23 protein-coding genes are annotated in these 25,209 nt (G+C 49.4%); 10 read left to right on the forward strand and 13 right to left on the reverse strand.

Annotation, left to right across the window (positions count from 1 at the left end; translation table 11 throughout):
* Positions 1-82 precede the first annotated feature (82 nt).
* From Q365_RS0111510 to Q365_RS0111520, 3 genes are read left to right on the forward strand one after another with little or no spacing between them, the layout of a single operon-like run.
* Positions 83-1,906: an assimilatory sulfite reductase (NADPH) flavoprotein subunit gene (locus Q365_RS0111510; RefSeq protein ID WP_028023479.1), complete on the forward strand. Its 1,824-nt coding sequence runs from the start codon at positions 83-85 to the stop codon at positions 1,904-1,906.
* Positions 1,906-3,624 (forward strand): assimilatory sulfite reductase (NADPH) hemoprotein subunit, encoded by a 1,719-nt coding sequence (cysI, locus tag Q365_RS0111515; RefSeq protein ID WP_028023480.1) that lies wholly within the window; start codon positions 1,906-1,908, stop codon positions 3,622-3,624. The genes Q365_RS0111510 and cysI overlap by 1 nt, the downstream gene beginning before the upstream one ends.
* Positions 3,617-4,378: a phosphoadenylyl-sulfate reductase gene (locus tag Q365_RS0111520; protein WP_028023481.1), complete on the forward strand. Its 762-nt coding sequence runs from the start codon at positions 3,617-3,619 to the stop codon at positions 4,376-4,378. The genes cysI and Q365_RS0111520 overlap by 8 nt, the downstream gene beginning before the upstream one ends.
* An 87-nt stretch (positions 4,379-4,465) precedes the next feature.
* Here the strand turns inward: Q365_RS0111520 and Q365_RS26980 are convergent, their stop codons facing one another.
* Entirely contained in the window at positions 4,466-4,621 is a 156-nt protein-coding gene (locus Q365_RS26980) for a hypothetical protein (RefSeq protein ID WP_169737850.1), read from the reverse strand.
* Positions 4,622-4,669: 48 nt separating this feature from the next.
* Positions 4,670-5,572: a LysR family transcriptional regulator gene (locus Q365_RS0111530; RefSeq protein WP_028023482.1), complete on the reverse strand. Its 903-nt coding sequence runs from the start codon at positions 5,570-5,572 to the stop codon at positions 4,670-4,672.
* 210 nt (positions 5,573-5,782) lie between these two features.
* Here Q365_RS0111530 and Q365_RS0111535 point away from each other — a divergent pair, with 210 nt between their 5' ends.
* Positions 5,783-6,556 (forward strand): hypothetical protein, encoded by a 774-nt coding sequence (locus tag Q365_RS0111535; protein ID WP_028023483.1) that lies wholly within the window; start codon positions 5,783-5,785, stop codon positions 6,554-6,556.
* Positions 6,557-6,729: 173 nt separating this feature from the next.
* Here the strand turns inward: Q365_RS0111535 and Q365_RS0111540 are convergent, their stop codons facing one another.
* The 8 genes from Q365_RS0111540 to Q365_RS0111575 form a co-directional block, all read right to left on the reverse strand.
* On the reverse strand, positions 6,730-7,329 hold the full coding sequence (locus Q365_RS0111540) for a DUF2380 domain-containing protein (RefSeq protein ID WP_051563784.1): 600 nt from the start codon (positions 7,327-7,329) through the stop codon (positions 6,730-6,732).
* A gap of 5 nt (positions 7,330-7,334) precedes the next feature.
* Positions 7,335-8,213, reverse strand: a complete 879-nt coding sequence (locus tag Q365_RS0111545; RefSeq protein ID WP_028023485.1) for a quinoprotein dehydrogenase-associated putative ABC transporter substrate-binding protein — start codon at positions 8,211-8,213, stop codon at positions 7,335-7,337.
* Between the two features lie 9 nt (positions 8,214-8,222).
* The gene (locus tag Q365_RS0111550; protein ID WP_028023486.1) at positions 8,223-8,600 is read right to left on the reverse strand and encodes a hypothetical protein; all 378 of its coding nucleotides are present in this window, start codon (positions 8,598-8,600) and stop codon (positions 8,223-8,225) included.
* Between the two features lie 95 nt (positions 8,601-8,695).
* Positions 8,696-9,145, reverse strand: a complete 450-nt coding sequence (locus Q365_RS0111555) for a plastocyanin/azurin family copper-binding protein (RefSeq protein ID WP_028023487.1) — start codon at positions 9,143-9,145, stop codon at positions 8,696-8,698.
* A 112-nt stretch (positions 9,146-9,257) separates the two neighbouring features.
* On the reverse strand, positions 9,258-11,066 hold the full coding sequence (locus Q365_RS0111560; protein ID WP_028023488.1) for a methanol/ethanol family PQQ-dependent dehydrogenase: 1,809 nt from the start codon (positions 11,064-11,066) through the stop codon (positions 9,258-9,260).
* Between the two features lie 574 nt (positions 11,067-11,640).
* The gene (locus tag Q365_RS0111565) at positions 11,641-12,435 is read right to left on the reverse strand and encodes a quinoprotein dehydrogenase-associated SoxYZ-like carrier (protein WP_028023489.1); all 795 of its coding nucleotides are present in this window, start codon (positions 12,433-12,435) and stop codon (positions 11,641-11,643) included.
* 15 nt (positions 12,436-12,450) lie between these two features.
* A complete protein-coding gene (locus tag Q365_RS0111570; RefSeq protein ID WP_028023490.1) occupies positions 12,451-13,368 on the reverse strand; it encodes a quinoprotein relay system zinc metallohydrolase 2 in 918 nt (305 codons plus the stop codon).
* Positions 13,365-13,925: a rhodanese-like domain-containing protein gene (locus Q365_RS0111575; protein WP_035024878.1), complete on the reverse strand. Its 561-nt coding sequence runs from the start codon at positions 13,923-13,925 to the stop codon at positions 13,365-13,367. The genes Q365_RS0111570 and Q365_RS0111575 overlap by 4 nt, the downstream gene beginning before the upstream one ends.
* Before the next feature lie 148 nt (positions 13,926-14,073).
* Here Q365_RS0111575 and Q365_RS0111580 point away from each other — a divergent pair, with 148 nt between their 5' ends.
* On the forward strand, positions 14,074-15,015 hold the full coding sequence (locus Q365_RS0111580) for a LysR family transcriptional regulator (RefSeq protein WP_028023492.1): 942 nt from the start codon (positions 14,074-14,076) through the stop codon (positions 15,013-15,015).
* A 111-nt stretch (positions 15,016-15,126) separates the two neighbouring features.
* Here the strand turns inward: Q365_RS0111580 and Q365_RS0111585 are convergent, their stop codons facing one another.
* Positions 15,127-15,747 (reverse strand): FKBP-type peptidyl-prolyl cis-trans isomerase, encoded by a 621-nt coding sequence (locus Q365_RS0111585; RefSeq protein WP_028023493.1) that lies wholly within the window; start codon positions 15,745-15,747, stop codon positions 15,127-15,129.
* Positions 15,748-16,084: 337 nt separating this feature from the next.
* On the opposite strand from Q365_RS0111585, the gene Q365_RS0111590 reads away from it, so the two are divergent.
* Complete coding sequence (locus tag Q365_RS0111590; protein ID WP_028023494.1) at positions 16,085-16,723, forward strand: LysM-like peptidoglycan-binding domain-containing protein; 639 nt, start codon at positions 16,085-16,087, stop codon at positions 16,721-16,723.
* Positions 16,724-16,763: 40 nt separating this feature from the next.
* On the opposite strand, the gene Q365_RS0111595 is transcribed toward Q365_RS0111590, so the two are convergent.
* Together Q365_RS0111595 and Q365_RS0111600 are read right to left on the reverse strand one after the other, a co-directional pair.
* Entirely contained in the window at positions 16,764-17,228 is a 465-nt protein-coding gene (locus Q365_RS0111595) for a GNAT family N-acetyltransferase (protein WP_028023495.1), read from the reverse strand.
* Between the two features lie 178 nt (positions 17,229-17,406).
* Entirely contained in the window at positions 17,407-19,362 is a 1,956-nt protein-coding gene (locus Q365_RS0111600; RefSeq protein ID WP_028023496.1) for a bifunctional 2',3'-cyclic-nucleotide 2'-phosphodiesterase/3'-nucleotidase, read from the reverse strand.
* 323 nt (positions 19,363-19,685) lie between these two features.
* Between Q365_RS0111600 and cysG the strand changes: the two genes are divergently transcribed.
* From cysG to Q365_RS0111620, 4 genes are read left to right on the forward strand one after another with little or no spacing between them, the layout of a single operon-like run.
* Positions 19,686-21,107 (forward strand): siroheme synthase CysG, encoded by a 1,422-nt coding sequence (cysG, locus tag Q365_RS0111605; protein ID WP_028023497.1) that lies wholly within the window; start codon positions 19,686-19,688, stop codon positions 21,105-21,107.
* A 14-nt stretch (positions 21,108-21,121) separates the two neighbouring features.
* Positions 21,122-22,030 (forward strand): sulfate adenylyltransferase subunit CysD, encoded by a 909-nt coding sequence (gene cysD / locus Q365_RS0111610; RefSeq protein ID WP_028023498.1) that lies wholly within the window; start codon positions 21,122-21,124, stop codon positions 22,028-22,030.
* Positions 22,031-22,040: 10 nt separating this feature from the next.
* Entirely contained in the window at positions 22,041-23,474 is a 1,434-nt protein-coding gene (gene cysN, locus Q365_RS0111615) for a sulfate adenylyltransferase subunit CysN (RefSeq protein ID WP_028023499.1), read from the forward strand.
* A gap of 6 nt (positions 23,475-23,480) precedes the next feature.
* Positions 23,481-25,208 carry an SLC13 family permease gene (locus tag Q365_RS0111620; protein ID WP_028023500.1) on the forward strand — a complete coding sequence of 576 codons (1,728 nt, stop codon included), beginning with the start codon at positions 23,481-23,483 and terminating at the stop codon, positions 25,206-25,208.
* The last annotated feature ends 1 nt before the right edge of the window (position 25,209 follow it).

Consider the following 25,209-nt stretch of genomic DNA (forward strand, 5'->3'; position numbering starts at 1 on the left):
TAAAACATGCATTTCTATTCTTTCTAGTTATTACGGCGAATAGCTAATCTATGCTCACGAAATAGAAAAGGAATGTCGTGACATGTTACTCAAGGAACTTTCTGCACTGGCAAGCCCGCTTAACGATCAGCAGATCGGTCAGCTTCAACAGACCGTGGCCGAATTGTCGCCACAGCAGTTGGCGTGGATTAGCGGTTATTTTTGGGGTTTAAGCCAAACACCTGAAGCAGCAGGTAGCAACCCACAACCACTTGCTCAAGCGGTTGCCACTGCGGCAAAGCCTGCGGGTAAGCTGACTATCATCTATGCCTCTCAAACCGGTAACGCCAAAGGCGTTGCTGAAGCTTTGGAAGCGAGTGCGAAGGCGGACGGCGTAGATGTCGCATTGTTTTCTGCTGATGATTACAAACCTCGTGATCTAGCGAAAGAGACGCACGTGATCATCGTGGCTTCGACCAACGGTGAGGGCGAGCCGCCTGATAACGCGATTTCTCTGCACGAATTCCTGCAATCTAAGAAAGCGCCTAAGCTGGATAGCCTGCAATACGCCGTGATTGGTTTAGGGGATTCAAGCTATGAGTTCTTCTGCCAAACCGGCAAAGATTTTGATGCATTCCTATCGAAGCAGGGTGCAAAAGCGATCGTGCCGCGCCTTGATTGTGATGTGGATTACGACGCTGATGCTGAAACTTGGAGCGCAGACGTTCTAGGCAAGGTTAAAGAAACCATTGGCGGTGGTGCTGACGAAGTGGTTGTTCCGCTTCACGCTGCAACCACAGTCGGTGCGGCATCGGCTTACAACAAGCAGAACCCTTACGCTGCAGAATTGGTAGCTAACCAGAAAATCACCGGTCGTGACTCTGGCAAAGACGTTCGCCACATCGAAATTGACTTGGGTGAGTCTGGTTTAACATACCAGCCGGGTGATGCACTGGGTGTTTACTACAGCAACAGCGCAGAGTTGGTTGATGAGATTCTGGCGAAAGTCGGCCTGACGGGCGATGAGAATGTTGAAGTTGCTGGCGAGTCTTTGTCGCTGCGTAAAGCGCTAACAGACAAGTTTGAAATTACCGCAGCGAACCCACAACAAGTGGCGGCGTATGCTGAGCTTTCAGGCAGCAAGAAACTGCAGAAACTAGCAGAAGACAAAGACAAGCTTCGCCAATATGCCAACAACACCCAAGTGGTGGATGTGCTCGGCGAGAAGAAAACCAAACTGACTGCCGAGCAGTTAGCGGGTCTGCTACGTAAACTGACGCCACGCTTGTATTCCATCGCTTCAAGCCAAGAAGATGTAGGTGAAGAAGTTCACCTAACTGTCGGTTTGGTTGAGTTTGAAAACGGCGACAACACCCGATTCGGCGGTGCGTCAGGCTTCTTGGCACAGCGTGCTGAAGAGGCGGAATCGGTAAAAGTGTTTATCGAGCACAACAACAATTTCAAGTTGCCTGCTGACGACAATGCGCCGATTATCATGGTGGGTCCAGGAACCGGTATCGCACCGTTCCGCGCCTTCATGCAAGAGCGTGATGCTCGTGGCGCAGAAGGTAAAAACTGGTTGTTCTTTGGCGACCGTACCTTCACGCAAGACTTCCTCTACCAAGTGGAATGGCAGAAGTTCCTAAAAGACGGTTTGTTGACCAAAATTGACCTCGCTTTTAGCCGAGATCAAGCAGAGAAAGAGTACGTTCAGCATAAAATCCTTGAGCAATCTGCTGCGGTTTGGCAGTGGCTACAAGAGGGTGCATACCTTTACATCTGTGGCGACGCGACCCACATGGCGAAGGATGTCCATGAAGCATTGATTAATGTTGTCGAGCAGCAAGGTGGAAAAAGCCGAGAAGACGCAGAAAGCTATTTGAATGAACTGCGTAAGGCCAAGCGTTATCAAAAGGATGTGTATTAATGAGTGACAAGCAAGTTGTGTTGGGCACAGAACTCGGGCCTTTGGCTGATAACGAGCGCCTGAAAAGAGAAAGTAACTTTCTGCGCGGGACCATTGAACAAGATCTTCAAGACCGTGTGACGGGTGGATTCACAGCAGATAACTTCCAGCTGATCCGTTTCCACGGCATGTATCAGCAAGATGACCGTGACATTCGCGCCGAGCGCCAAAAGCAAAAGCTTGAGCCGCTGCAAAACGTCATGCTTCGTGCCCGTATGCCTGGTGGCATTATCTCGCCAGAACAATGGTTGGCGATTGATAAGTTCGCCACTGAGCACACTATGTACGGCAGTATTCGCCTGACGACACGCCAAACATTCCAGTTTCACGGTGTGTTGAAGCCGAACATTAAATTGATGCACCAAACGCTGAACAAGATTGGTATCGACTCCATCGCAACAGCGGGTGACGTGAACCGTAACGTACTGTGTACGACTAACCCTGTTGAATCAGAGCTTCACCAAGAAGCGTATGAGTGGGCGAAGAAAATCAGTGAGCACCTGCTACCAAAAACACGCGCTTACGCGGAAATTTGGTTAGACGGTGAGAAGGTAGAAGGTCATCAAGACGAAGAGCCGATTTTGGGTTCAAACTACCTGCCACGTAAATTCAAAACCACGGTGGTTATTCCGCCGCAAAACGACGTTGATGTTCACGCGAATGACCTAAACTTCATAGCGATTGCTGATAACGGCAAGCTGGTTGGTTTTAACGTATTGGTTGGCGGTGGCCTTGCCATGACGCACGGCGATACGGCGACCTACCCACGTAAAGCAGACGACTTAGGCTTTGTGGCACTCGACAAAACCTTGGATGTTGCTGCCGCCGTTGTGACCACACAACGCGATTGGGGTAACCGTTCGAACCGTAAGAACGCGAAAACCAAATACACGCTGGATCGCGTCGGTACTGACGTATTCAAAGCGGAAGTGGAAAAACGCGCAGGCATTACGTTTGAAGCGGTTCGTCCATACGAATTCACTGACCGTGGCGATCGCATCGGTTGGGCTGAAGGCATTGATGGCAAACACCACTTGGCACTGTTTATCGAAAACGGTCGTCTGTTGGACTACCCAGGTAAGCCTCTGAAAAGTGGCGTGGCTGAAATTGCGAAGATCCACAAAGGTGACTTCCGCATGACAGCGAACCAAAACCTGATCGTCGCAGGCGTGTCGAAATCCAACAAAGCGAAGATCGAAAAGATCGCACGTGAGTACGGACTGATCGACGATGGTGTAAGCGAGCAGCGTAAGAACTCCATGGCCTGTGTCGCCTTCCCAACGTGTCCGTTGGCGATGGCGGAAGCAGAGCGTTTCTTGCCGCAGTTCGTGACTGACGTTGAAGACATTTTGGAAAAGCATGACTTGGAAGGTGAGCACATCATCTTGCGTGTCACGGGTTGTCCAAATGGCTGTGGTCGCGCCATGCTGGCGGAAATCGGCTTGGTAGGTAAAGCACCGGGTCGCTATAACTTGCACCTAGGTGGTAACCGCGAAGGTACGCGTGTACCTAAGATGTATAAAGAGAACATCACTGACGCCCAGATCCTAGAAGAGATCGATGCGCTGGTTGGCCGTTGGGCGACAGAGCGTAACGACGGCGAAGGCTTCGGTGATTTTGTTATCCGCGCTGGCATTATTGCGGAAGTGAAAGTCTCTAAGAGGGATTTCTATGCCTAAATTTCAACTGTCCGATTTGCTTGGCCTGAACAAGGCGCAGCAAATCTTGGAACTGGCGCCAATTAACGCTGAACTGGAAAGCTTGTCAGCACAGGAGCGGGTTCGGTGGGCGTTGGAAAATCTGCAGGGCGAGTTCGCCCTGTCATCAAGTTTTGGTATTCAGGCTGCTGTCATGCTGCATCTTGTGGTCAAAGAGAAGCCGGACACGCCGGTTATCTTGACGGACACGGGGTATTTGTTTCCTGAAACCTATCAGTTTATAAATGAGTTAACGAAACAGTTGTCACTGGATTTGCGCGTCTACCGTGCGGAGCAAAGCTCTGCTTGGCAAGAAGCACAATACGGTAAATTGTGGGAACAAGGTGTTGATGGCATTCAACAATATAATCGCCTCAACAAAGTTGAACCAATGCGTCGTGCTTTGGATCAGCTGAACGTCGGGACATGGTTCTCTGGCCTCCGTCGTGACCAATCGAGTTCTCGCCAAACGTTGCCAATTTTGGGTATTCAAAATGGCGTGTTTAAGTTTTTGCCTGTGATTGATTGGACGAACAAAGACGTGCACTACTACCTAAAAGAGCACGGCTTGCCTTACCACCCATTGTGGGATCAAGGTTATGTGTCAGTGGGCGATGTTCACACCACACGTAAACTGGAAGAAGGCATGACGGAAGAAGAGACCCGTTTCTTCGGCCTCAAACGCGAATGTGGCTTGCATGAAGATGATGTGAGTGGCGATGGTGAAGGGATTTAATCCTTTTAGCGTTTCCTGTTAGGAGCGTTCATTAACGTTTCCGTTTGCGCAAAAAAGTGACGCTATCTAGCGTCACTTTTTTTATGGTTAATAGTCACGGAATGTTCGATCCGCATCTTTATAGCACTGTTCTCGGTCAGCGTTATTGCGGATCTTCGAGCAGTCACTTTCCGCGATTCCACGCCCAATGTCAGCACTGCATGCGCTGAGCAGAAAAGTCAGAAGCAATAGCATCGATTTCATTGTGTTCTCCTTGTTCATTGCTTGGCGTCGCAATGGGTGCATCGCATGTTATGTGGGGGTGTTGATAAGGCCCATTAACGTATTTCTCAGCCATTGATTGGCAGGACTGTGCTGATTTCGTTTATGCCAAACGATTTGATGCACCACTTTTTGTGTCTCAAACGGGGGCGATAACACCTGCAACCCAAATCGCTCGGCATACTTACCGGCCAGTTTCTCACTGGTCATGGCGACACAATCGCTGTCGCTCACCAACGCCATCATGGACAAAACAGACTCGCACTCGGCGCTGATTTTACGTTCTTTCAATATTTCAGTGGTGAAGAAGTCTGCTGCATAAAGATTAGATCGACGAACGCGCAAGGTGATGTGTTTTTCTTGATAGTACTGCGCTTTGCTGATGGTGCTCTGAACCCTTGGGTGCGTTTTGGCACAAATCAGTTTCATCGACTCTTCAAATAGCGGCACCGAGGCGTATGACTGGCCGTCGACTTTGCCGATATCAATGGCTAAATCGGCTTTTTGCAGACTCAGCATCTCCAGCATGTCTTCTTCATTTTTAGGGGTAGGGTTGAACTGAATGGCGCAGTTTCCTAGCAGATCGGAACGCTCAACCAAGGGTTGAAGAATTTGCAGGACGACTTCATTGACCAGCACATTGAATTTGCGATGGTGCTGTGGCGTGAACTGGTTGATGTTGCCCATGGCTTTCGCCATTTGCTCAAAAGCCGGTGAGATGTCGTTAGCCAGTTGAACCGCTGCCGATGTCGGGCTGATACCGCGTCCTTCCCGCACAAACAACTCTACCCCCATTTGCTGTTGTAACCGCTTTAATGCCCCGCTAACACCTGGCTGTGTCATGTTGAGAGCATCCGCAGCCTGCGTGATGGACCGCAGCCTATAAACATCTAAGAACACAGAAAGCAGGTTCAGGTCGAGCTTGGAATCCATAAACGTCGCGCCTCAATACATAGCTAATGGTTATGTTTTTCATAAAGTTATCTTTATTCATGCTGATGTGTCAACTCGGTAAGATTTCCTCATCGAAACATCAGCTTCTATTCAGCAAAAAGAGAGGCAATCACCTTGAGCGGTAACGCTAAATACAGGTAACACAAAGGGGCGCTCCGTTGGCCCCTTTAATATTTCTAGGGAAACGTTATGAAAAAGTCTTCTTATTCTCGCACTCTGGTTCTGGTTTCTTTGTCGTTGGCTAGCCCGTCTTTGTTGGCGTTAGAGGGCGATGACGCGCTGCAAGATATGTCTGATCCGTTGGCGGTGTACACCCAAGGTGGTGTGGGCATCACGGACCAAGGGTTAAATTTCAAACTCGGCATGGCCTATGACACGGGCAATCCCGACACCATGGCGATGAACATTCTAGAGCTAAAAGGGTTTGCTGGGGATTTGCTGCACTTGGATGGCAACGACAGCTTTGATGGTTTGCGCTACCGCCATTTTAGTTTGGATACCACGACGGGCCGAGGCTCACAGCTTGATGTGAATTGGGACTTTGAAAGTGACCTTGGCAGTGCGTCTTACAGCTTTATGCAAGCGTTACCGGCAATGGGAGATTTGCAGCTTTACCCACTTGCGGGCGCGGGGTTGACCGTGACCGACACGGCGGAAATTCGTGGCACCGAAAACCCGGTTGGCAGTGTGGGTTATGCCATACCTTCGACTTACATGGTGGTGGGTACCTACGCCAAATACTCGATTAACGAAAACATCTGGCTGAACTACAACCCGATGTACATTAACACTTTGAACAGTAACCACTACATGGCGGATTTGATGGATGGTTGGCATCATGACGCGGCGGCCAGCTATCAGCTAAACCCGCGTCAGAATGTACGTCTTTTTGCCAATTACTCTGACAGTGCAGGGACAAGTAGCAGTGTGGAATGGCGCTTGGAGTTTAATCACCAGTTTTGATGGCGAGAGTTTGGTATCCAGAGAGGTTTGGGTAATTGATTCCTGACAGGATGTCATCGTTAAACAGGGATGTTGATACTTGGTTTCTTTATTTCTTCTCGCTCACCTAGCACTTCCTCTTCTTTTTTCTTTTCCTTTTTTCCTCTTTCCCTCTCTTTCCACCGATTCAATGATCATGACTTCCCGTTTTCATGGTTTTGCATGGCTTGGCGAATTTGCTTAGCCAGCGCTTTGATCCCTCGTTCATTTAATGCTTGTTGCTGCCCTTTTATCTCTACGATGATTTCTGGCATTTGCTGGCCAGTGGGCACGTGAACAAGGTGGGTAATGAGGTAGGCAAATAAGAAGCTGGGCTTATGAAGGCGGCTAACTGCGACCCATTCCGCATCGACAGACTGCCCTAGCTCTGCGGCCTTGTTGGGATGAGAAAAGAGATAACCAAAGCCTTTGTCAGCGTCCAAATAGCGCTTCGGTGATACAGGCACAATATCCAGTGAATGTTGGGTGTGTAGTGTGTTTCTTAGAAGCGCAGCAAGCGAGGCAGTGCGAGCAATTTCTGCGGCGTTAGGGGGATTGGCATGGTATTGAGTATCGCGGGCGTTTTCTGGCAAGGTGAGGTCGTTAAGTTCAAATTCAAGCACGGCGATGGATGCAAAGGCGATGGGTACCCAAGCCAAAAGCAGGGCAATGAATAGCATGATGAGAAAAGGTCTGATGCCACTTATCGTTTTCTTAACGACAAATGGCACCGGATTGTCTTTACACTTGCGCATGATGGTTAGTCATCATCGTCTCCGCCGAAGGGCTTTGATGAGGCTTCGACGACAGGCACACCGTAGTCATTCAAAATCATGGCGATTTGAGGTGCGTTCGCATCCATGGCCATTTCCACGGTTTCTTTCCAAGGCCGTTCACCGTATCTCACGCCCATCGACATAGGGAAATCGAACACATTGCTGCCTTCGGATACCATGGAGATCACGGCAAGATCGGGATGAGATTTGGCAAAATATCCCGCAATAGGGCCCCAAATGACCAACATATCGAACTCACCGTCAGCAACGCGGTTGACCATTTTTCCTGGGTAGTCTTCTCCATCACCATTCATGATGCGGAAAAACGAGGTGTTGTTTTTAAAGCCGTTATCTCTGAGCCAAGTGACTGCCGGAGAGGGCGCGAACGCGGCGATATTCAGCGATTTCTTTACGCTGTCAGGTACGGTAGCGACATCTTGTTGCGTCACCGCCGAGCCGAGAGGGCCGTCTTTTTTAAAGATGATTGAATATGACGAACGGTAATAGGGTTTGGTTGTTGCCGCGATATCAAATTGAGAAGGAACCCCGATAACCAAATCACAGGCAAATCGCCCGTTATCATCAGACCAATTTTTTAAGGTGTTGCGGATAAACCCCATGCGTTGTGGAAACCAAACGTATTCCACATCAAGCCCCCAATACTCGCCCAGTTGTTCGGCGATTTTGTTTTCAAACCCTTGCTGATCTTTGTTGGAATAGGGAAGGTTATTAGGGTCTGCACATATTCTTAACTTGTCAGGCAGAGGAGCTGGCGTTGACATGTTGGCTGCCAATGCCGGAGAAAGGGTTAAGGCCAATGACAAAGCGAAGAGGGCAATACAGCGATTGAAGAGAGAATTCATCGTTGCCTCCTATTGGACTTGGGTGATTTGTTGGGCGACAAAACATTGCTGATCCGCTTCATCGCGTATCGCTAGTAGTTCGCCACGTGCCGTGCGGCTGTCTTTGGATGAGCGGAAGTACCCGCCGCGCTCGCCGCGCATGTTGCGTAGACGCAAAAAGGCATCGGCGTGAATGTAGTCGTCAAAGGTGAGTTGGTTGGCGATTTTGTCAATCACACAGCTACAGCCGTACATGTTGACGTAAGAAGGGCCGCCTTTAAGTGCCATGCACTCTTGAACGAATTTGACTCTTTCTAACGTGGGGTAGTCATTGGCGCTAGCGGGCGTGGATAGTGCCAACAGTGCCAAACCAATGAGCGAACTTACCGTTTTTACTGCTTTTAACATAAGCTGCCTCCTGCAATCTACTTGTGACGTCTTGGTGTCAATGTCGATGTGACGACGTCTATTGCGTAACAATAATTGGCCTTACAACATCGGCCTTACAACAACCCCTCAGCTTGAAGTTGTTTGCGGAATTTCTTCAACAGTCCTTTAGCGGGAAGAAGGGACTTATCTTTTTTGATTTCTTCCATGTAGCTGTCAATGATGCCGTCGATGTTACTGGGGTTACCGACCAACAAGATGCCGCCCATTCTTGCTCCCCAATGTGGTGTGCACTTGTAGACATAGACACCTTCGTTTTCAAAAACAAAGCTAACGTCAGCCCCCATTTCTGTTTGAATTTTTTCTGTGCCCTCTGGCACCATTACATCAATGGTTTCAATAAGGTGAGCCGGCATGTTTGTCCATGAAACCCGGTCACCCGGTTGTAGCATCACCACTAAAGGAGCGAATTTCACGCCGACAGCCTTTATTTCATATTCTTCTGCGTATCCCTGATTTGCCAATCCAAATAACAAGCAAAGTGACCATAAAAAACGTTTAGCCATATGAATTCCTTTTTTCGCAATTGCGTTGAGTGTAGAAGGCAACACCTTCGTGCAATGGGTAGCAATGCATCGAAGTTGAGAAAGGGGAGTAAACTCCCCTAAAAATTGTGGATTAGTTAGGTAGTGCGAAGACGGTCAACACGCCGCCAAGCTGGGTGTAGTCTGACAATTTACGATATGCACCTACCGCGCCCAGTCCGTCAGTATCACCTTCGAGACCTGCAGCCATACCGATACCTGCCCAACCACCAACGCCGGAAAGAACAGCAATGTATTGCTTGCCGTCGTGAACATAGGTATTCACGTTACCGATAATGCCGGACGGTGTTTTGAAGCGATAAAGCTCTTTGCCGGTTTTTTCATCCACGGCTTTGAGGTAGCCCTCAAGCGTGCCGTAAAACACAACGCCACCGCCAGTAGCCAATGCGCCACTCCATACGGAGAATGGCTCAGGGATAGACCAAACGATCTCACCTTTTTCTGCATCCCACGCAATAAAGTTACCTAAGCCGCCATGGCTATTCGGCGCTGGGAACATGGATAGTGTTGCACCCACGTAAGGTTGGCCTGCGGTGTACGCCACTTCAAACGGTTCATAGTTCATGCACACGTGGTTAGTTGGTACATAGAACAAGCCTGTGCGCTCACTGTAAGTCGCTGGTTGTTGGTCTTTTGAACCCAATGCCGCAGGACAAATGCCTTTGGTATCGACATCTTCACCGTTTTGACCGGTTGAGTATTTCGCGACGACCTGCGGACGACCAGTTTCCATGTCGACATGGGTTGCCCAGTTAACGGCAGGGTCGAATTTCTCAGCCACTAACAATTCGCCAGTGACGCGATCGAGGGTGTAGCCAAAACCGTTGCGGTCGAAGTGAACCAGCAGTTTGCGATCTTTGCCTTTGAACTTTTTATCCACCAAGATCATTTCGTTGACGCCGTCATAATCCCACTCATCGTGTGGTGTCATTTGGTAGAGCCACTTGGCCATACCGGTGTCAGCATCACGCGCCATGATGGTCATGGAATATTTGTTGTCGCCAGGACGTTGAGACGGGTTCCACGTACTTGGGTTACCGGTTCCGTAGTAAACGAGGTTTAGCTCAGGATCGTAAGAGAACCAGCCCCAAGTGGTACCGCCACCAATTTTCCATTGGTCGCCTTCCCAAGATTCAAGGCTCGAATCTTTGCCGATTGGCTTGAGCATCTCTGTGGTTTTTTCTGGGTCAACGAGCATTTCGTCATCTGGCCCTGTGCTATATGCACGCCAAGCGACGCTGCCATCTTTGGTGTTATAAGCGGTAAGGTAACCGCGGACACCAAACTCACCACCACTGATCCCTGTGATGATTTTGTCTTTCACAACCAATGGGGCATTGGTGTTTGTGCCGCCAGATTTAGGATCGCCGTTCACGACTTTCCAAACCACCTCACCGGTTTTTTGATCGAGAGCGACCAGAGTGGTATCTGCTTGTTGTAAAAATATTTTACCGTCTGAATATGCCAAGCCACGGTTGACCGTGTCACAACACATGACCGCGATAACTGATGAGTCTTGTTTTGGTGAATATTCCCAAATCAAAGCTTTGGTTTTTAGATCAATCGCGAACACTTTGTTAGGAAAAGGTGTGTGAATGTACATGGTGTCACCCAACACAAGTGGTCCGCCTTCATGACCGCGCAAAACGCCCGTTGAGAACGTCCATGCGACTTGAAGATCTTTCGCGTTTTTTGCATTGATCTGATCAAGAGCGCTGTAACGTGTGCCGGAATAGTTGCCGCCCCACATTACCCATTGCTCAGGATCTTGCTGTAACTCTAAGAGCTCACTGTTTGCCTGAGATACTGCTGGAAACAGCAGGGTAAGGGAAACAGTTGCTACTGCGAATATACTGCTTCGCAACCTTTCTACACCTATCATGTTTACTTCCTCCGTGGCAGCGAGTGCACGCGAACAATGGATGTTCTCAAACACATCAGCCTTTGTTGTATCGATTTTTTGATGGGCGCAATCCGCGGGTTGTAAGGGACGCTATTTTGGCCAGTACTCAACAAAATCCAGTACTCAAAGTAACGCTGTGCCTAATGTTGCCAAGCGCAGTGTTGCGTTGGTGGCGTGTTGGCGAAATACAACTATGCGGTCTCGCGTTTCAGCATTGACCCCGAATGCCAATTCATTCCAACATCGAATGAGGAGACGAATATGCCGCTCATTGACAACGAAGTGACGTCATCAAAACGTTGGTGAATTGAGTTTATGGCAGGTTTGGAGGTTGTGTGAGGAGCAAACGGGCACAACACTTTTGTTGCAAGGCAACAATGTCTGAGAGATGAAAATTGACCATTAACCCACTAATATTTCGAGGATTAATGGTCAGTCACAAAGCAAGGATTTAGCGGTTTTTACAAGGGTGGTACAGATGTCGTCTCTGTCTTTTCAGTAAGATACGACACCTCAATAACCTTATTTTTTGTTGGGATTTATTACATCACATTCAAATGTCCCATTCGCGGGAAAATTCTCGTCCCATTGAATCCTTAACATCCGCTTTTAGTGTTCCTTGTTTCTCGGCGTCGACATGAAACGTGAACGTCGGATTCTCACTGATCGAGATGCCACCGTTAAATTGCATCACAGGATCGCCATCAAGGGTGATCTGCACATCACTGACATAGTCAGAAGGGATCCAGTGGCGGGTGACTTGATCTATCTGTAGGCCACTGTAGTTGGGGTGGCTGATCAGAAGTTGCAGCATACGCGTGTCAGCATTGCCAAGATCTTTGAGTTTCATTTTTCCCATTCGTTGGCGAGCCAGTAGATCATCTGCCCCTGCTGGCGCAGAGCATCCACCTGAGGCTTTTACAAAATTACTGGTCATATGGAGTTTGCCGTCAGCGGTTTGTGCAATCACTCGGACAGGGCTGTAAGCGTTGACGCGGACACGCGTTGAGATGTTTGCCACGCCGTTGTTTGGACTCATGTCGAAAGTGCCAACGATAGGGGAGGGATTGTTATCGACGATCAGGTGGATGCGTTCGATCGGGTTAGGATCGTCTTGTCTGACGTTCACTTTGATGTCGAGTGGCACGAGTGCGGCATCAATGGCGCGAACGGGTGACACCAGTTCGACGATGTCATCTTCTAGGATTGGAGGCGATCCCGGAAATAGGCTGTCACGGATCAGCGGCCAGTTAACGCTTTCCTGCTGACTTTGCGCCAACGACAGCGGCGAGAAGACTGTCAGAAAGGCAGCGAGTAGCGTAGCAAGTAACGCGGGGGTCTTGTTCATGATGAGTACCTCATATCATTCCCACTCCAGTTCCTTGTATGCCTGAATGACGTTGCGTCCGTGAAACTGTTCAAACAGTTTCCAATTGTCGGCATGGGATCTTAGTACCGTAAGGCTGGCAGTGTTGATATCGATGTTTTGATTAATCGCGGCACGAACTTCTTGTGCCAGTGAGCGAAGGTAGTGAGTTTGTGCATCAAATGCATTTTTTCCTGTTTGAATAGGGCCGTGCCCCGGTATCACCCGTTGATAGGGCATTGTGTTGAGTGTGCTGATCACCGAAAGCCAGCCGATTAAGCTGCCATCCAGTGATGGAACGTGGTCAACGAAGAGTAAATCACCGGCGATGAGGGTTTCCGAGTTGACGTCAAACACCGTTAAATCGTGGCGTGTGTGGGCGCGTTCGTGGGCGATGAGCTTTAAGCGCCGTTGACCCAAATCGATGTCGGCATCTTTTTCAATCAGACGCGTGGCGGCAACTGGCGTGGTGCCTTCAAACCATGGGGCGGAGAGGCGTTGCAGGTAATAATTGGCCTTGGCATCGAAGTCGCCCGCATAACGGGCGTGGGCAATAAATTCGGGGTTTTCGGAAACGAAGGCTTGATTACCAAAATTGTGGTCGGGATGAACATGGGTATTGATGACATAACGAATCGGCAGCGCGGTGATTTGACGAATGGCGCGATAGAGCATTTCACCCGCTCGTCGACTGCCACCGGTATCAATAACGGCCACTGCCTCTTCGCCAATGATCACGGTAATGTTGGCAACCGGATCGAATTGAGTGGAGAACAGATCCGCAATTTTCCCTTGATGAAAGTAGATACCAGGCGAGACTTCCGTCAGTGATAGCGCAGGTTGAGTATTGGCAGATGCGCTGAACGCCAATAGCCAAATACTCAAAGAGATGCAAAGTGCTCGAATACGCGTCATGGTCGGATCGGGGTGTGGCTTTCCAGCGCAAATCCCGCCTCTCGCCAGCCTTTCACGCCCGCTCGATACCAGTAGACATCTTGCCCACCGAGTGCGATGGCGCGCTTGGCGGCATTCCATGAATGCCAGCAGTTAGGCTCACAAAAAATCACGATAGGGTGACTGCCTACGAGGTTTTCTCCCAGCAGGGCTATCAGTGAATCCGGCATGATGCCGTGTCCAACATTGGCGAGCCACAAGGCGTTGGGCAAGGTCTCCCGTGTTGGTTCAATCCAGAGTGTGCCGTCAGCGAGGTTATCTGGTTTGTTTGGGGCTGGGTAAACGTCAATTAAGCGCGGTGCGCGCTCAGAAATAAATTGTTTCAGTGCCTGCGGCGAATCAATCACGTTTGCGCCATCCAATGTGTTTGGAACTGGCGCACGAAAATTCTCCATGCGATAGGTGTCAGGTTCCGGCACGGGTTCTAGCTCTGTATTGGCTATGACACTAAATGCGCAAAAACAGAGCAAAATCGCATACTTAAGATGCTTTTTCTTTCCTTCCACATGGCTGTTCATACTACTTTCTTCCGATAATTCTCCTACCTTAGTAGGAGATGGGCAGAGAGCTATCCATTTTGGATTAACATTAGGATAACAATCAGACCGTCAAGGGGCGGGTTTTATTGTTGCAGCCATCAATAAACTTCTTTTCAGTGGAGCAAAGATGAACCGTTGGAGTGGTGTTGAAGAATTTGTTGAAGTTGTTAACAGTGGTAGTTTCACCGCCGCCGCACGAAAGTTAGGTGTGTCAACTTCCCATGTCAGCCGACGTATTGATGCGTTGGAAGGCCGGTTAAGTACGCGCTTGCTTTATCGTACAACCAGACAGATCACGCTGACTGAGGTCGGCAAAACCTATTTTGAGCATTGTAATAATCTGATAGAAGCTTTCGGAGAGGCGGAAGCGCTTGTGACACAAATGCAAACCGAGCCTGTCGGCACGTTAAAAATCACGGCACCGTCCGTGTTTGGTGAGAAGTACATCGCGCCATTAACGAACGACTTTATCAAGGCTCACCCTAAGCTCAGTGTTGAATTTCATTTCACGAACGATGTAATAGACATGGTGCACGATGGGTATGATTTGGCGATTCGTACTGGGGATCTTAAAGACAGCACGCTGATGGCGAAGAAACTCGCGCCACGCCGACTGCATGTCTGTGCGTCGCCGACGTATATCAAAGAGTTTGGCGTGCCTAGCGATCTCGAGAAACTGCACGATCACAATTGTCTGGTGGGGCTCGTGGAATCTTGGGCGTTTCAAGATAACGGCAACTCGATTCAGTTTAAACCCAAAGGCCGTTGGCATGGCAACAGTGGAAGTGCGGTATTGGATGCAACGCTTCGTGGACTTGGTTTGGCGCAATTGCCGGACTATTACGTGCGGCAGAAGCTGCAATCGGGAGAGCTGGTCGAAATCTTGTCCGAGTATCGTCCCGCAGATTCAGCGGTATGGGCGGTGTATCCCTTCAATCGCAATTTATCTGCCAAAGTCCGTTTGTTCGTGGACTTTCTTTCTGAGCATTTCACGACGCATTTACCTTGGGATGAGGAGGTGCACGATGCGACAGATGATGAAGGGGATGAGCGGCAAGCAGCGAACTAGTTGTTGGGTAAGCGGGTTAGACTCGATACCGCTTCTAAAGGCTTAGTGAAATGCCAATGACAAAAAAGCCAGCGCGAACGCTGGCTTTTGCATGCAGAAAATGCGCTGAAATTACAGAATTTCTAGCAATTCCACTTCGAATACTAGAGCAGCAAATGGTGGGATAGCAGCGCCAGCGCCGCGCTCGCCGTATGCTAGGTCTTGTGGGATAGACAACTTCCACTTAGAACCAACAGGCATCATTTGCAGTGCTTCAACCCAACCTTGGATAACGCCAGTTACTGGGAACTGAGCAGGTTGACCGCGCTCTACAGAGCTATCAAACACAGTGCCGTCAGTCAGCATGCCGTGGTAGTGAACACGTACTTGCTTGTCGCTGGTAGGGATTTCGCCAGTACCTTCAACAAGAACTTCGTACTGAAGACCAGAATCAGTCACAGTCACTTCGTCACGCTTTGCGTTTTCAGCAAGGAATGCTTCGCCGCCAGCTGCTGCTTCTTTCGCTGCTTCTTGACGTACTGCTTCTGCTTGAGTGTGCAGTTCACGCAGTGCATTGTTGATCTCGTCAACTTCGATAGCAGGCATGTCGCCAGCTAGAGCAGTTGCGATACCTTTTGCGATAGCGTCAACGTTCAGTCCTTCCAGACCGCTTCCAGCCAGTTGCTGACCCATTTGTAGGCCAATGCCATAGCTTGCTTTTTGTTCTACGGTCTCTAGTTTTACTTCAGACATGTCGTCTCTCTTTAATTTTGAGGTTACTCGGGTATACATCCAAACCACGGGTGAAATATGACATCCCCACCGCGTTTAGGTTTAAAGTGTGAAAGGATAACAGGTGGGGGTAGCTCGGGACAAATCGCGTTACTTGAATCTGGTTGAAAAATGCCGGACAGTGTCACTATCAGCAAGATTCGTGTGGCGATATAGGCGTCAAGACTTTTGGATTGTTCAGCATTGTGCGTGAATTCAACGTGATGGTGCTGACATTTTGCTGATATTGTGAGTCTACTATGTGCGCAAGCATTCTTAGCATATTGGACGAAACCCGATGAGGAAATTGGGAGAGGTGATGACCTTGAAAGGAAAGCGCGAAAACCAAAAGGAAACCACCACGCCGCCTCTGGGCGAGGTGATCAAACAAGCGCGTGAAAAAGTAATTGCTGGGTTGCGTCCAGTGTTAGATCGAGTGAAGCCCTATTGGCTGGCGCTACCAAAGCCGCATCGAATCGGTGTGTCAGCACTGGCTGTATTGCTGGTTTTATTGCTGCTGTGGCCATCCAGTGAGCCGTCTCAACAACCTACGGTGAACCTTGATGGGCAGCGTGTTGCTGTGCCGTTGAACCTAGATGAACCTCGATCGACTGAGAACTCGAACAATACGGCTTCTGAAGACACTGATTTTGATCGAACATCAACGCCAGTGGTTGCGCCACAAACCATTGATACGGATTGGGTGAACTATGAGGTGGCTCGTGGTGACACCTTGTCGAACATTTTCCGAACGCAAAACCTACCGCTAAAGGATTTGTACGCGATATCTGCGATTGAAGGTGACGATAAGCCACTGAGCCAAATTCAACCGGGCCAGTTGCTGCGCTTTAAGCGAGACACACAGGGCGATCTCGATATCATTCAAATTGAAAGCGCAGGCGTGCAGTCAGTGATTTTCTTTAGATTGTCAGACGGCAGCTTTGCCCGCCGTAAATAACGGCTTACCCTAAATCGACATTCCGATACGAACGGCTGCATTACGCAGCCGTTTTTGTTTCTGCTCTGCGCATGTCGATATGCGGTATCCCGTCTTCGAGGTATTGCTCCGAAACTTCCTCAAAGCCGTGTCGACGGTAAAACTCTCGCAAATGGTATTGAGCGCCAATGGTGATCGGCGCTTCTGGCCAAGCATCATGGGCTTCAATAATGGCTTGGCGCACCAATTCGTTACCACAGCCATTTCCACGCTCAGTATTGGCTGTAACTACACGTCCAATACTGATTTCAGAGTATGTTAGCCCTGCAGGCAATACGCGTGCATAGGCGGTCATCTTATCATCACGATAGCCTAGCAAATGTCGGGTTTCGGGATGTAGGTCGTGACCATCAAGTTCAGGGTACGGGCAGTTTTGCTCAACCACGAAGACATCGGTACGTAACCGAAGCAAATCGTATAGTTGGCGCGTAGACAACTGACCAAAGGTCAGGCTTATCCATTGCATGGGCTTTTTGTCCTAATAAAATCGATAAAGTTTTTTATTTTTTCTTGGGCTATCTTTGTTTGTAGTTCACTTAGCGCATTACTACTTGCCAAGATAATGAAAAACCGCGACCAAGGCCGCGGTTTTTTTGTCTTAATTTTGCTCTTTTTCAATAATTAAACACTGTGTTAACAGTCTGTTAATTATTTTTAAGGTCAATTCTGTACTGGGCAAAGCCCACATCATCGTTACCCACTTTCTCCATTGGATAATGCCCTTTGGCTTTGATGAATTGCGCCGCTTTGTCGCTTGGTGAGGTTTCAAAAATCACATCCAGCTTGGCGTCAGTTTCAATCGGCGCGAACGTCCAGTTGTTGTCTGCGGTTGGCGTCACTTCACCTTTCTCTTTGGTTACACTGCTGATGTAGTTGGCGACCACAGTGCGGTTTTCGTCCGGCGAGGCAAAGGCAATGAAATCGTTGCCCGTTCCTGGGAATTTACCCAAGTAAGCGCGGTAGTTGTTCGCTGCGACCAAGAATGGCTGGCTTGATTGCACAGGCTTGCCGTTAAAAGTCAGCGCCTTGATGCGCTCTGCGTCTGGGTTAACCAGATTACAATCACTGTCGTAGCGAGCTGGCTGGGTCACATCGATTTGATAGTTAACGCCGTCGATGACATCAAAGTTATACGTGCGGAAACCGTCCCAGTTGATCAGCGATTGCTGCGCTGTTGAGTTTGGATCGATTTGGTTAAATTGCCCTGCGCTGCACTCTAGCCATTCTTTCACTTCTTTACCGGTCACTTTGAGTGTGACCAAGGTGTTCGGGTAAAGGTAAAGGTCAGCGGCGTTACGGAACGTCAGTTCGCCGGCTTCAACTTCGGTGTAGTTGCCCGGGTCGTTTTTACGGCCACCAGCTTTAAACGGTGCAGCCGCCGAAAGGACAGGAATGCCTTCAAGATCCGGATCGCCTTGAATGAAGCGCTCAACGTAATCTTTCTGCGCAAGGTTGACGATCTGAACCGTTGGGTCGTCTTGTACCAGCGAGAGGAAGCTGTACATCACGTCATTGGCTTGACCAATAGGCTGGTTGACGAATTCACGGGTGGCCTTGTGATCGTGCTCTAGCGCCTTACGCATTGCAGGATCAGCCTTGGCGATCGATTCGCCATCAAAGATTGGGCGTGATTCGGTTTGTACGGGGGTCACCTCCCAATCATCGCCTTGTTTATCTAACTGAAGATCCATGATGCCGACATGGCTACCCCAGCGTCCCGGCATGACTGCTGCCACGCCTTTGATGGTGCCTTTTTTGTTGTCGACGCCTTGAATGTCATCAAAGCCCTTGCCCGGGAATACGGCGTGTGAGTGACCAAAGGCAATGGCATCAATGCCGTCAACGTCGGCGAGGTAGTAGACCGAGTTTTCTGCCATGGCTTTATATTCGTCTTGCGACAAGCCTGAGTGCGGAATGGCGACAATCACGTCTGCGCCTTTGGCTTTCATCTCAGGCACTAACTTGTCTGCGGTGGCTTTGATGTCTTTCGCTATCACTTTGCCATCGAGGTTTTTCTTATCCCACACCATGATTTGTGGTGGCACAAAACCGATATAACCCACTTTCACCAGATGCGCTTTGCCATCGGTGTCCGTCATGGTGTGTTCTTTGATGATGTATGGGGTGAAGTAAGACTCACCAGTATTGGCGTCGAACACGTTCGCTGACACGTAAGGGAAGTTTGCGCCTTCTAGGGTGCGGTCGAGGAAGTCGAGACCGTAGTTGAACTCATGGTTACCAATGTTGCCCACGTCGTAGTTCAGTTGGTTCATGGCTTTGTAGACAGGGTGAACTTCCCCTTTCTCGATGCCTTTGGCTGCCATGTAGTCACCCATTGGGCTTCCTTGAATCAGGTCGCCATTGTCCACAAGCACACTGTTCTTCACTTCGTCTTGGGCTTTTTTCACCAAGGTGGCTGTGCGGACTAACCCGATTTTCTCACTCGGCTTGTCCTTGTAATAATCGTAATCCATCACATTGGTGTGAATGTCAGTGGTTTCGATGATACGCAGCTTAATGGTCTCTGCCATTGCTGGGCTTGCCATGACGAGCAGGCCGGATAAAACAGCAATCGAGAGTGGTCGAGGTGAAAGTGTCATGTGTGTCTCCTGAGGATCTACGACAAAGGGGCATTACCGACTTCTTTAATATGCAAGAAGTGGATGTGGGCATATTGTGCATAGTCGGCTACTCGAAAGGTTACATTTCATCGATTAGTGTGATCTCGATTTTCAATTAATTTTATGGTGCTCACGTTTTGTGCGTCACAAAACGTGAAACGTGTGATCTCGCCACATTCGCTGTTTTAACCCTGAGAAACCTGTCAAATAACCAAAATGTTATAAAAAATGAATTTTTAGAATTTCAAGTAATATCAGCAACTCTTTATAGTGACAGTCAAAGGATTGAAAGGACGCTCACTATGGATTACTTGCCGATTTTTGCGAAGCTGGAAGGCCGACCGTGTTTAGTGGTTGGTGGCGGCGAAGTCGCATGGCGTAAAACGCGCATGTTGATGAAAGCTGGCGCAGCAGTGACCGTTGTGTCGCCCGATGCAGACCATGAAGTCGCTGAAGCGGCAGCACGTGGTGAGTTGACTTGGGTGCAAGAAGGATTCTCGCCTGAACACCTTAAATCCATGTTTTTGGTGATCGCTGCAACGGATAACCCGTTGGTCAATGAACTTGTCTCTCAAGCGGCGAATGCGCGTAATATTCTCGCCAATGTTGTTGATGACACGCCCAAGTGCAGCTTTATTGTCCCTTCTATCGTTGATCGCAGTCCTATTGTTATTGCCATTTCCTCTGGCGGTAAATCCCCTGTTTTAGCGCGACTACTCCGCGAAAAGCTCGAAACCCTGATTCCTTCTCACGTTGGCCGCATGGCAAAGCTTGCTGGCGAATTTCGTGACACCTTGAAAAAGAAAGTCACCACTTTGAACGGACGTAGAAAGTTCTGGGAAATGGCGTTTGATGGACGATTCAGTTCACTGGTGGCAGCGGGTGATGAAGACGGTGCCAACGCTGAGCTAGAAAAATTGACGACGGGTGTATCACTACAAGGTGAAGTGGCCTTGATTGGTGCAGGCCCAGGCGACCCTGGTTTGTTGACCCTGCGTGCGCTGCAATTGATGCAACAAGCTGATGTGGTATTATATGACTACTTGGTGTCTGACGAAATCATGGAGCTTTGCCGCCGCGATGCGGAGCTGATTTGTGTTGGCAAACGCGCGAGCTACCACAGCGTGTCTCAGGAAGAGACTAACGCCATGTTGGTGAAGTACGCACAAAAAGGGCACCGCGTGGTGCGCTTGAAAGGCGGTGATCCTTTCATGTTTGGTCGTGGCGGGGAAGAACTTCAAGTGCTTCAAGAAGCGGGGGTGCCGTTCCAAGTGGTACCCGGCATTACCGCAGCCGCAGGCGCAACCGCCTATGCAGGTATTCCTCTTACCCATCGCGATCATGCTCAAACAGCGATGTTCATTACTGGTCACCTGAAAAAAGAAGATGACAGTTTCCGCTGGGCTACGCTGGCACGCGGTCGTCAAACCTTGGTGATTTACATGGGCCTGATGAAAAGTGGTCATATTCAAGAGCAATTAATTCAGCATGGGCGTGACCCTCAAACGCCCGTGGCAATCATAGAAAACGGCACTCGTACCAATCAGAAAATTTACAAAGGAACGTTAAGTGAACTTGAGTCACTGGCGGAAGGTGTAGGCTCGCCTGCATTGATCGTCGTCGGTGAAGTGGTTCAACTTGCCGATCAGTTGACCTGGTTTGGAAAGCAATCCTTCGATACGGCTGGTGAGATCCATGCACCGTCCGTGGTTAATTTAGGCTAAGGAAATAGCACATAATGGAAGCCAAGACCCTTACCCACCTCAAGCAACTTGAGGCTGAAAGTATCCATATCATTCGTGAAGTGGCGGCGGAATTTGATAATCCGGTGATGATGTATTCCATCGGTAAAGACAGTTCTGTGATGCTTCACCTAGCACGTAAAGCGTTTTATCCGGGCAAAATCCCGTTTCCTCTTTTGCATGTCGATACTGACTGGAAATTTAAGGAAATGATCACGTTCCGCGATCAGGTCGCGGATAAGTACGGCTTTGAATTGCTGGTTCATAAAAACCCTGAAGGTATCGCAATGGGCTGTAGCCCGTTTGTGCATGGTTCGTCTAAACACACGGACATCATGAAAACCCAAGGTTTGAAGCAAGCGCTCGATAAGTATGGGTTTGATGCAGCGTTCGGCGGTGCACGTCGTGACGAAGAAAAGAGCCGCGCAAAAGAGCGTGTGTATAGCTTCCGCGATAAGAACCACCGCTGGGATCCGAAAAATCAACGTCCTGAACTTTGGCACACCTACAACGGCCAAGTGAACAAAGGCGAAAGCATCCGTGTTTTCCCACTGTCGAACTGGACCGAGCTGGATATCTGGCAATACATCTACCTTGAAGGCATCGATATCGTGCCGTTGTACTTGTCTGAAATTCGCCCTGTGGTTGATCGCGATGGCATGCTCATCATGGTTGATGACGACCGTATGGAACTGCGTGAAGGCGAGAAAGTTGAATATAAAAGTGTGCGCTTCAGAACACTTGGCTGTTATCCACTGACGGGTGCGGTTGAATCCACGGCAGATACTTTGCCGGGCATCATTGAAGAAATGCTGGTGGCGACCTCAAGTGAGCGCCAAGGTCGTGCCATTGACCACGACCAGTCTGGTTCAATGGAATTGAAGAAACGTCAGGGATATTTCTAAGGGATTAAGCATGAACAGCGTAATTGAACAACAAGTGGCCGAGATGGGTATCGAGGCCTACCTAGAACAGCATCAGCATAAATCCCTGTTGCGTTTCCTAACCTGTGGTTCGGTGGATGATGGTAAAAGTACCCTCATCGGTCGCTTGCTGCATGACTCTCACCAGATTTATGAAGATCAGCTAGCAGCCATTCACTCTGACAGCCAGAAAGTCGGCACCACGGGTGAGAAGCCAGATTTGGCGTTGTTGGTTGATGGCCTGCAAGCAGAGCGCGAGCAAGGGATCACGATCGATGTCGCGTATCGTTATTTCTCTACGCGTCCACGTAAATTCATCATTGCTGATACCCCAGGGCATGAGCAATACACCCGTAACATGGCAACCGGTGCATCGACCTGTGATCTGGCTGTGATCTTGATTGATGCGCGTAAAGGCGTGTTGGATCAGACTCGTCGTCACTCCTACATTGCGAGCCAACTGGGCATTCGCCAGTTCATCGTTGCTGTGAACAAAATGGACTTGGTGGGCTTTGAAGAGTCACGCTTTGAAGAAATCAAAGCGGAGTACTTGGAGTTTGCCAAGAACCTGAACTCGAACATCAACATCCAGCTTGTTCCTTTGTCTGCCCTTGAAGGTGACAACGTGGTTGAGCGCAGCGCGCAATCTCCTTGGTATCAAGGCGACACGCTGTTGACCATGCTGGAAACCGTGGATGTTGCCAGTGTTAAAGACCAAGGCCCATTCCGTCTGCCAGTGCAGTATGTGAATCGTCCAAACCTCGATTTCCGTGGTTTTTCTGGCACCATCGCGGGTGGCTCTGTACGTCCGGGTGATGAAGTGAAAGTGCTGCCATCAGGCAAGACATCAACGGTTGAACGTATTGTAACCTTCGATGGCGACCTTGATTTCGCCCATGCAGGCCAAGCGGTGACGATCACATTGAAAGATGAGATTGATTGCAGCCGTGGTGATTTAATTGTCCCTGTTGCTGATACGCAAAAAGCGACAAGCAAACTGGCGGCAAGCATTGTATGGATGGATGAATCTCCGCTAGAGGTTGGCCGTCAATACGATATTAAAGTCGCGGGCAAGAAAACTGTGGGTGCGGTGAGCAAAATTCGTCACCAAGTCGACATTAACTCGCTGGAAACCTTTGACACTGACAGTCTGCCATTGAACGGCATCGCCGAATGTGAAGTGGAACTGACAGAGTCAGTGTCTCTCGATCTATACCAAGATTGTGCAGACACCGGTGGCTTCATCGTGATTGATCGTTTGACCAACGTGACCGTTGGCGCAGGCATGATCAACGAGCTGCTTGAAGATCAGGCGTCAAATGTTCAAGGCACCGATATTTCGGCGTTCGAAGTTGAGTTCAATGCTCTGGTTCGCAAGCACTTCCCTCATTGGAATGCGCGCGATATCAGCAAGCTACTTGGATAACCCATCATGAGCTGGGATCAGTCTCTGGTGATGGGTCTGCTGCTCGCGGTTGTCGCAGGCTTGGTGCTGACCAAGATTAAGCCTGCGATTTTATTCGCTGCGGTGGCATTCATTGCGTTTCAATCTGGATTGATCTCGATTGATGCGTTGGCAGGGAACTTCACCAACAGTTCCTTGCTAACACTGGTGATGCTGATCCTTGCGTCAGCGGCGTTAGAAAAAACCCGATTGGTGAGTTGGGTAAGTGGACAGCTCGCCAGCGGTCGCTTGGGCACCGTGGTGGCAAAGCTTGGGCTTTCCACTGCGGTCTTGAGCTCCTTCACCAATAACACGGCAGTCGTGGTGTCATTGATTGGCGCAGTAAAACGAAACCGCCGCCATGCGCCGTCGCGTCTTCTTATCCCCCTGTCGTACGCGGCAATTCTTGGCGGCACCCTGACTCTCATTGGTACCTCGACCAACCTCATCATTAATAGCTTTGTCGAAAATGCAGGCTTACCGTCGTTGGGGTTCTTTGCACCATCCATGATTGGCCTTGCAGTATTGGCGGGTGGTTTACTGGTATTGATCCCGTTTTGCTATTTATTGCCTAACCATGACGATCAAAACGATGATGACTTGCCTTATGTATTAGAAGCGGTTGTATCGAAAGGCTCGCCATTGGCGGGGAATTCAGTGTCTGAAAATGGACTTCGAGCATTACGCCGACTGTTTCTTGCTGAAATTGTGCGAGACGGAGAGATCATTGCGCCTGTTTGCCCAGACACTGTGATGCGTGAAGGGGATAAGCTGCAATTTTGTGGTGATGTAGAAAGCGTTGCGACACTGCAAGAAATTGAAGGTTTAGCCTTGTTTGGCCAACACCATATTAATGGCCAGAACTTGCTTGAACTGGTGGTGAGCCACAGTGCGTCTATTTTGGGCAAGTCCCTCAAAGAGGCAAAGTTTCGAGAAAACTTTGATGCAGTTGTCGTGGCAATTCGTCGCGGTCATGAAAAGCTCGAAGGTGGCTTAGGCAATATCTCTTTGCAAGCGGGCGATACCTTGGTGATTGTGCCGGGTAAAGGCTTTGCCAAAGCGCAGCAGCGATTGCAGCGTGAGTTTGTTTTGGTCAATGGATTGGACTCGAGTGCTCGACTGGACTCAGCCCTGAGTGCATGGGTATTGGCTGGCTTCGCCACCGTGATTGGCTCTGCACTCATGAACTGGATACCTCTGCTCAATGGTTTGGCGGCCTATTTGACCGTGCTGTTGTTAACGGGCGTCGTTAACTTGGTGGAGCTGAAGCGTCGATTCCCAGCCGAGATTGTTGTGATTGTGGGGAGCGCACTGAGCTTGGCGCAACTGATGATCACCTCTGGGCTGTCTGAACAGATGGGTGACTTGTTCATCTTTTGGTTTAACGGCTGGGGCGTTTACGGGGCACTGATCGCGACGTATTTGCTGACATTGGTATTGACCGAATTGGTGACCAATAATGCTGCGGCAGCACTGGCCTTTCCTATCGGATATAGCCTCGCTCTCGGATATGGAGTAGATCCAATGCCGTTTATTATGGCAGTCTTGTTCGGTGCGAGTGCGAGCTTTATATCGCCTTATGGTTATCAAACCAATCTGTTGGTCTACAGTGTGGGTAATTACCAATTGACGGATTACCTGCGCATCGGTTTGCCATTATCACTGGTTTACTCCGCGCTAGTGCTGGGATTGATCCCTGTATTTTTTCCATTTTAAA

It is taken from the genome of Enterovibrio calviensis DSM 14347 (assembly GCF_000621165.1).
Classification (GTDB): domain Bacteria; phylum Pseudomonadota; class Gammaproteobacteria; order Enterobacterales; family Vibrionaceae; genus Enterovibrio; species Enterovibrio calviensis.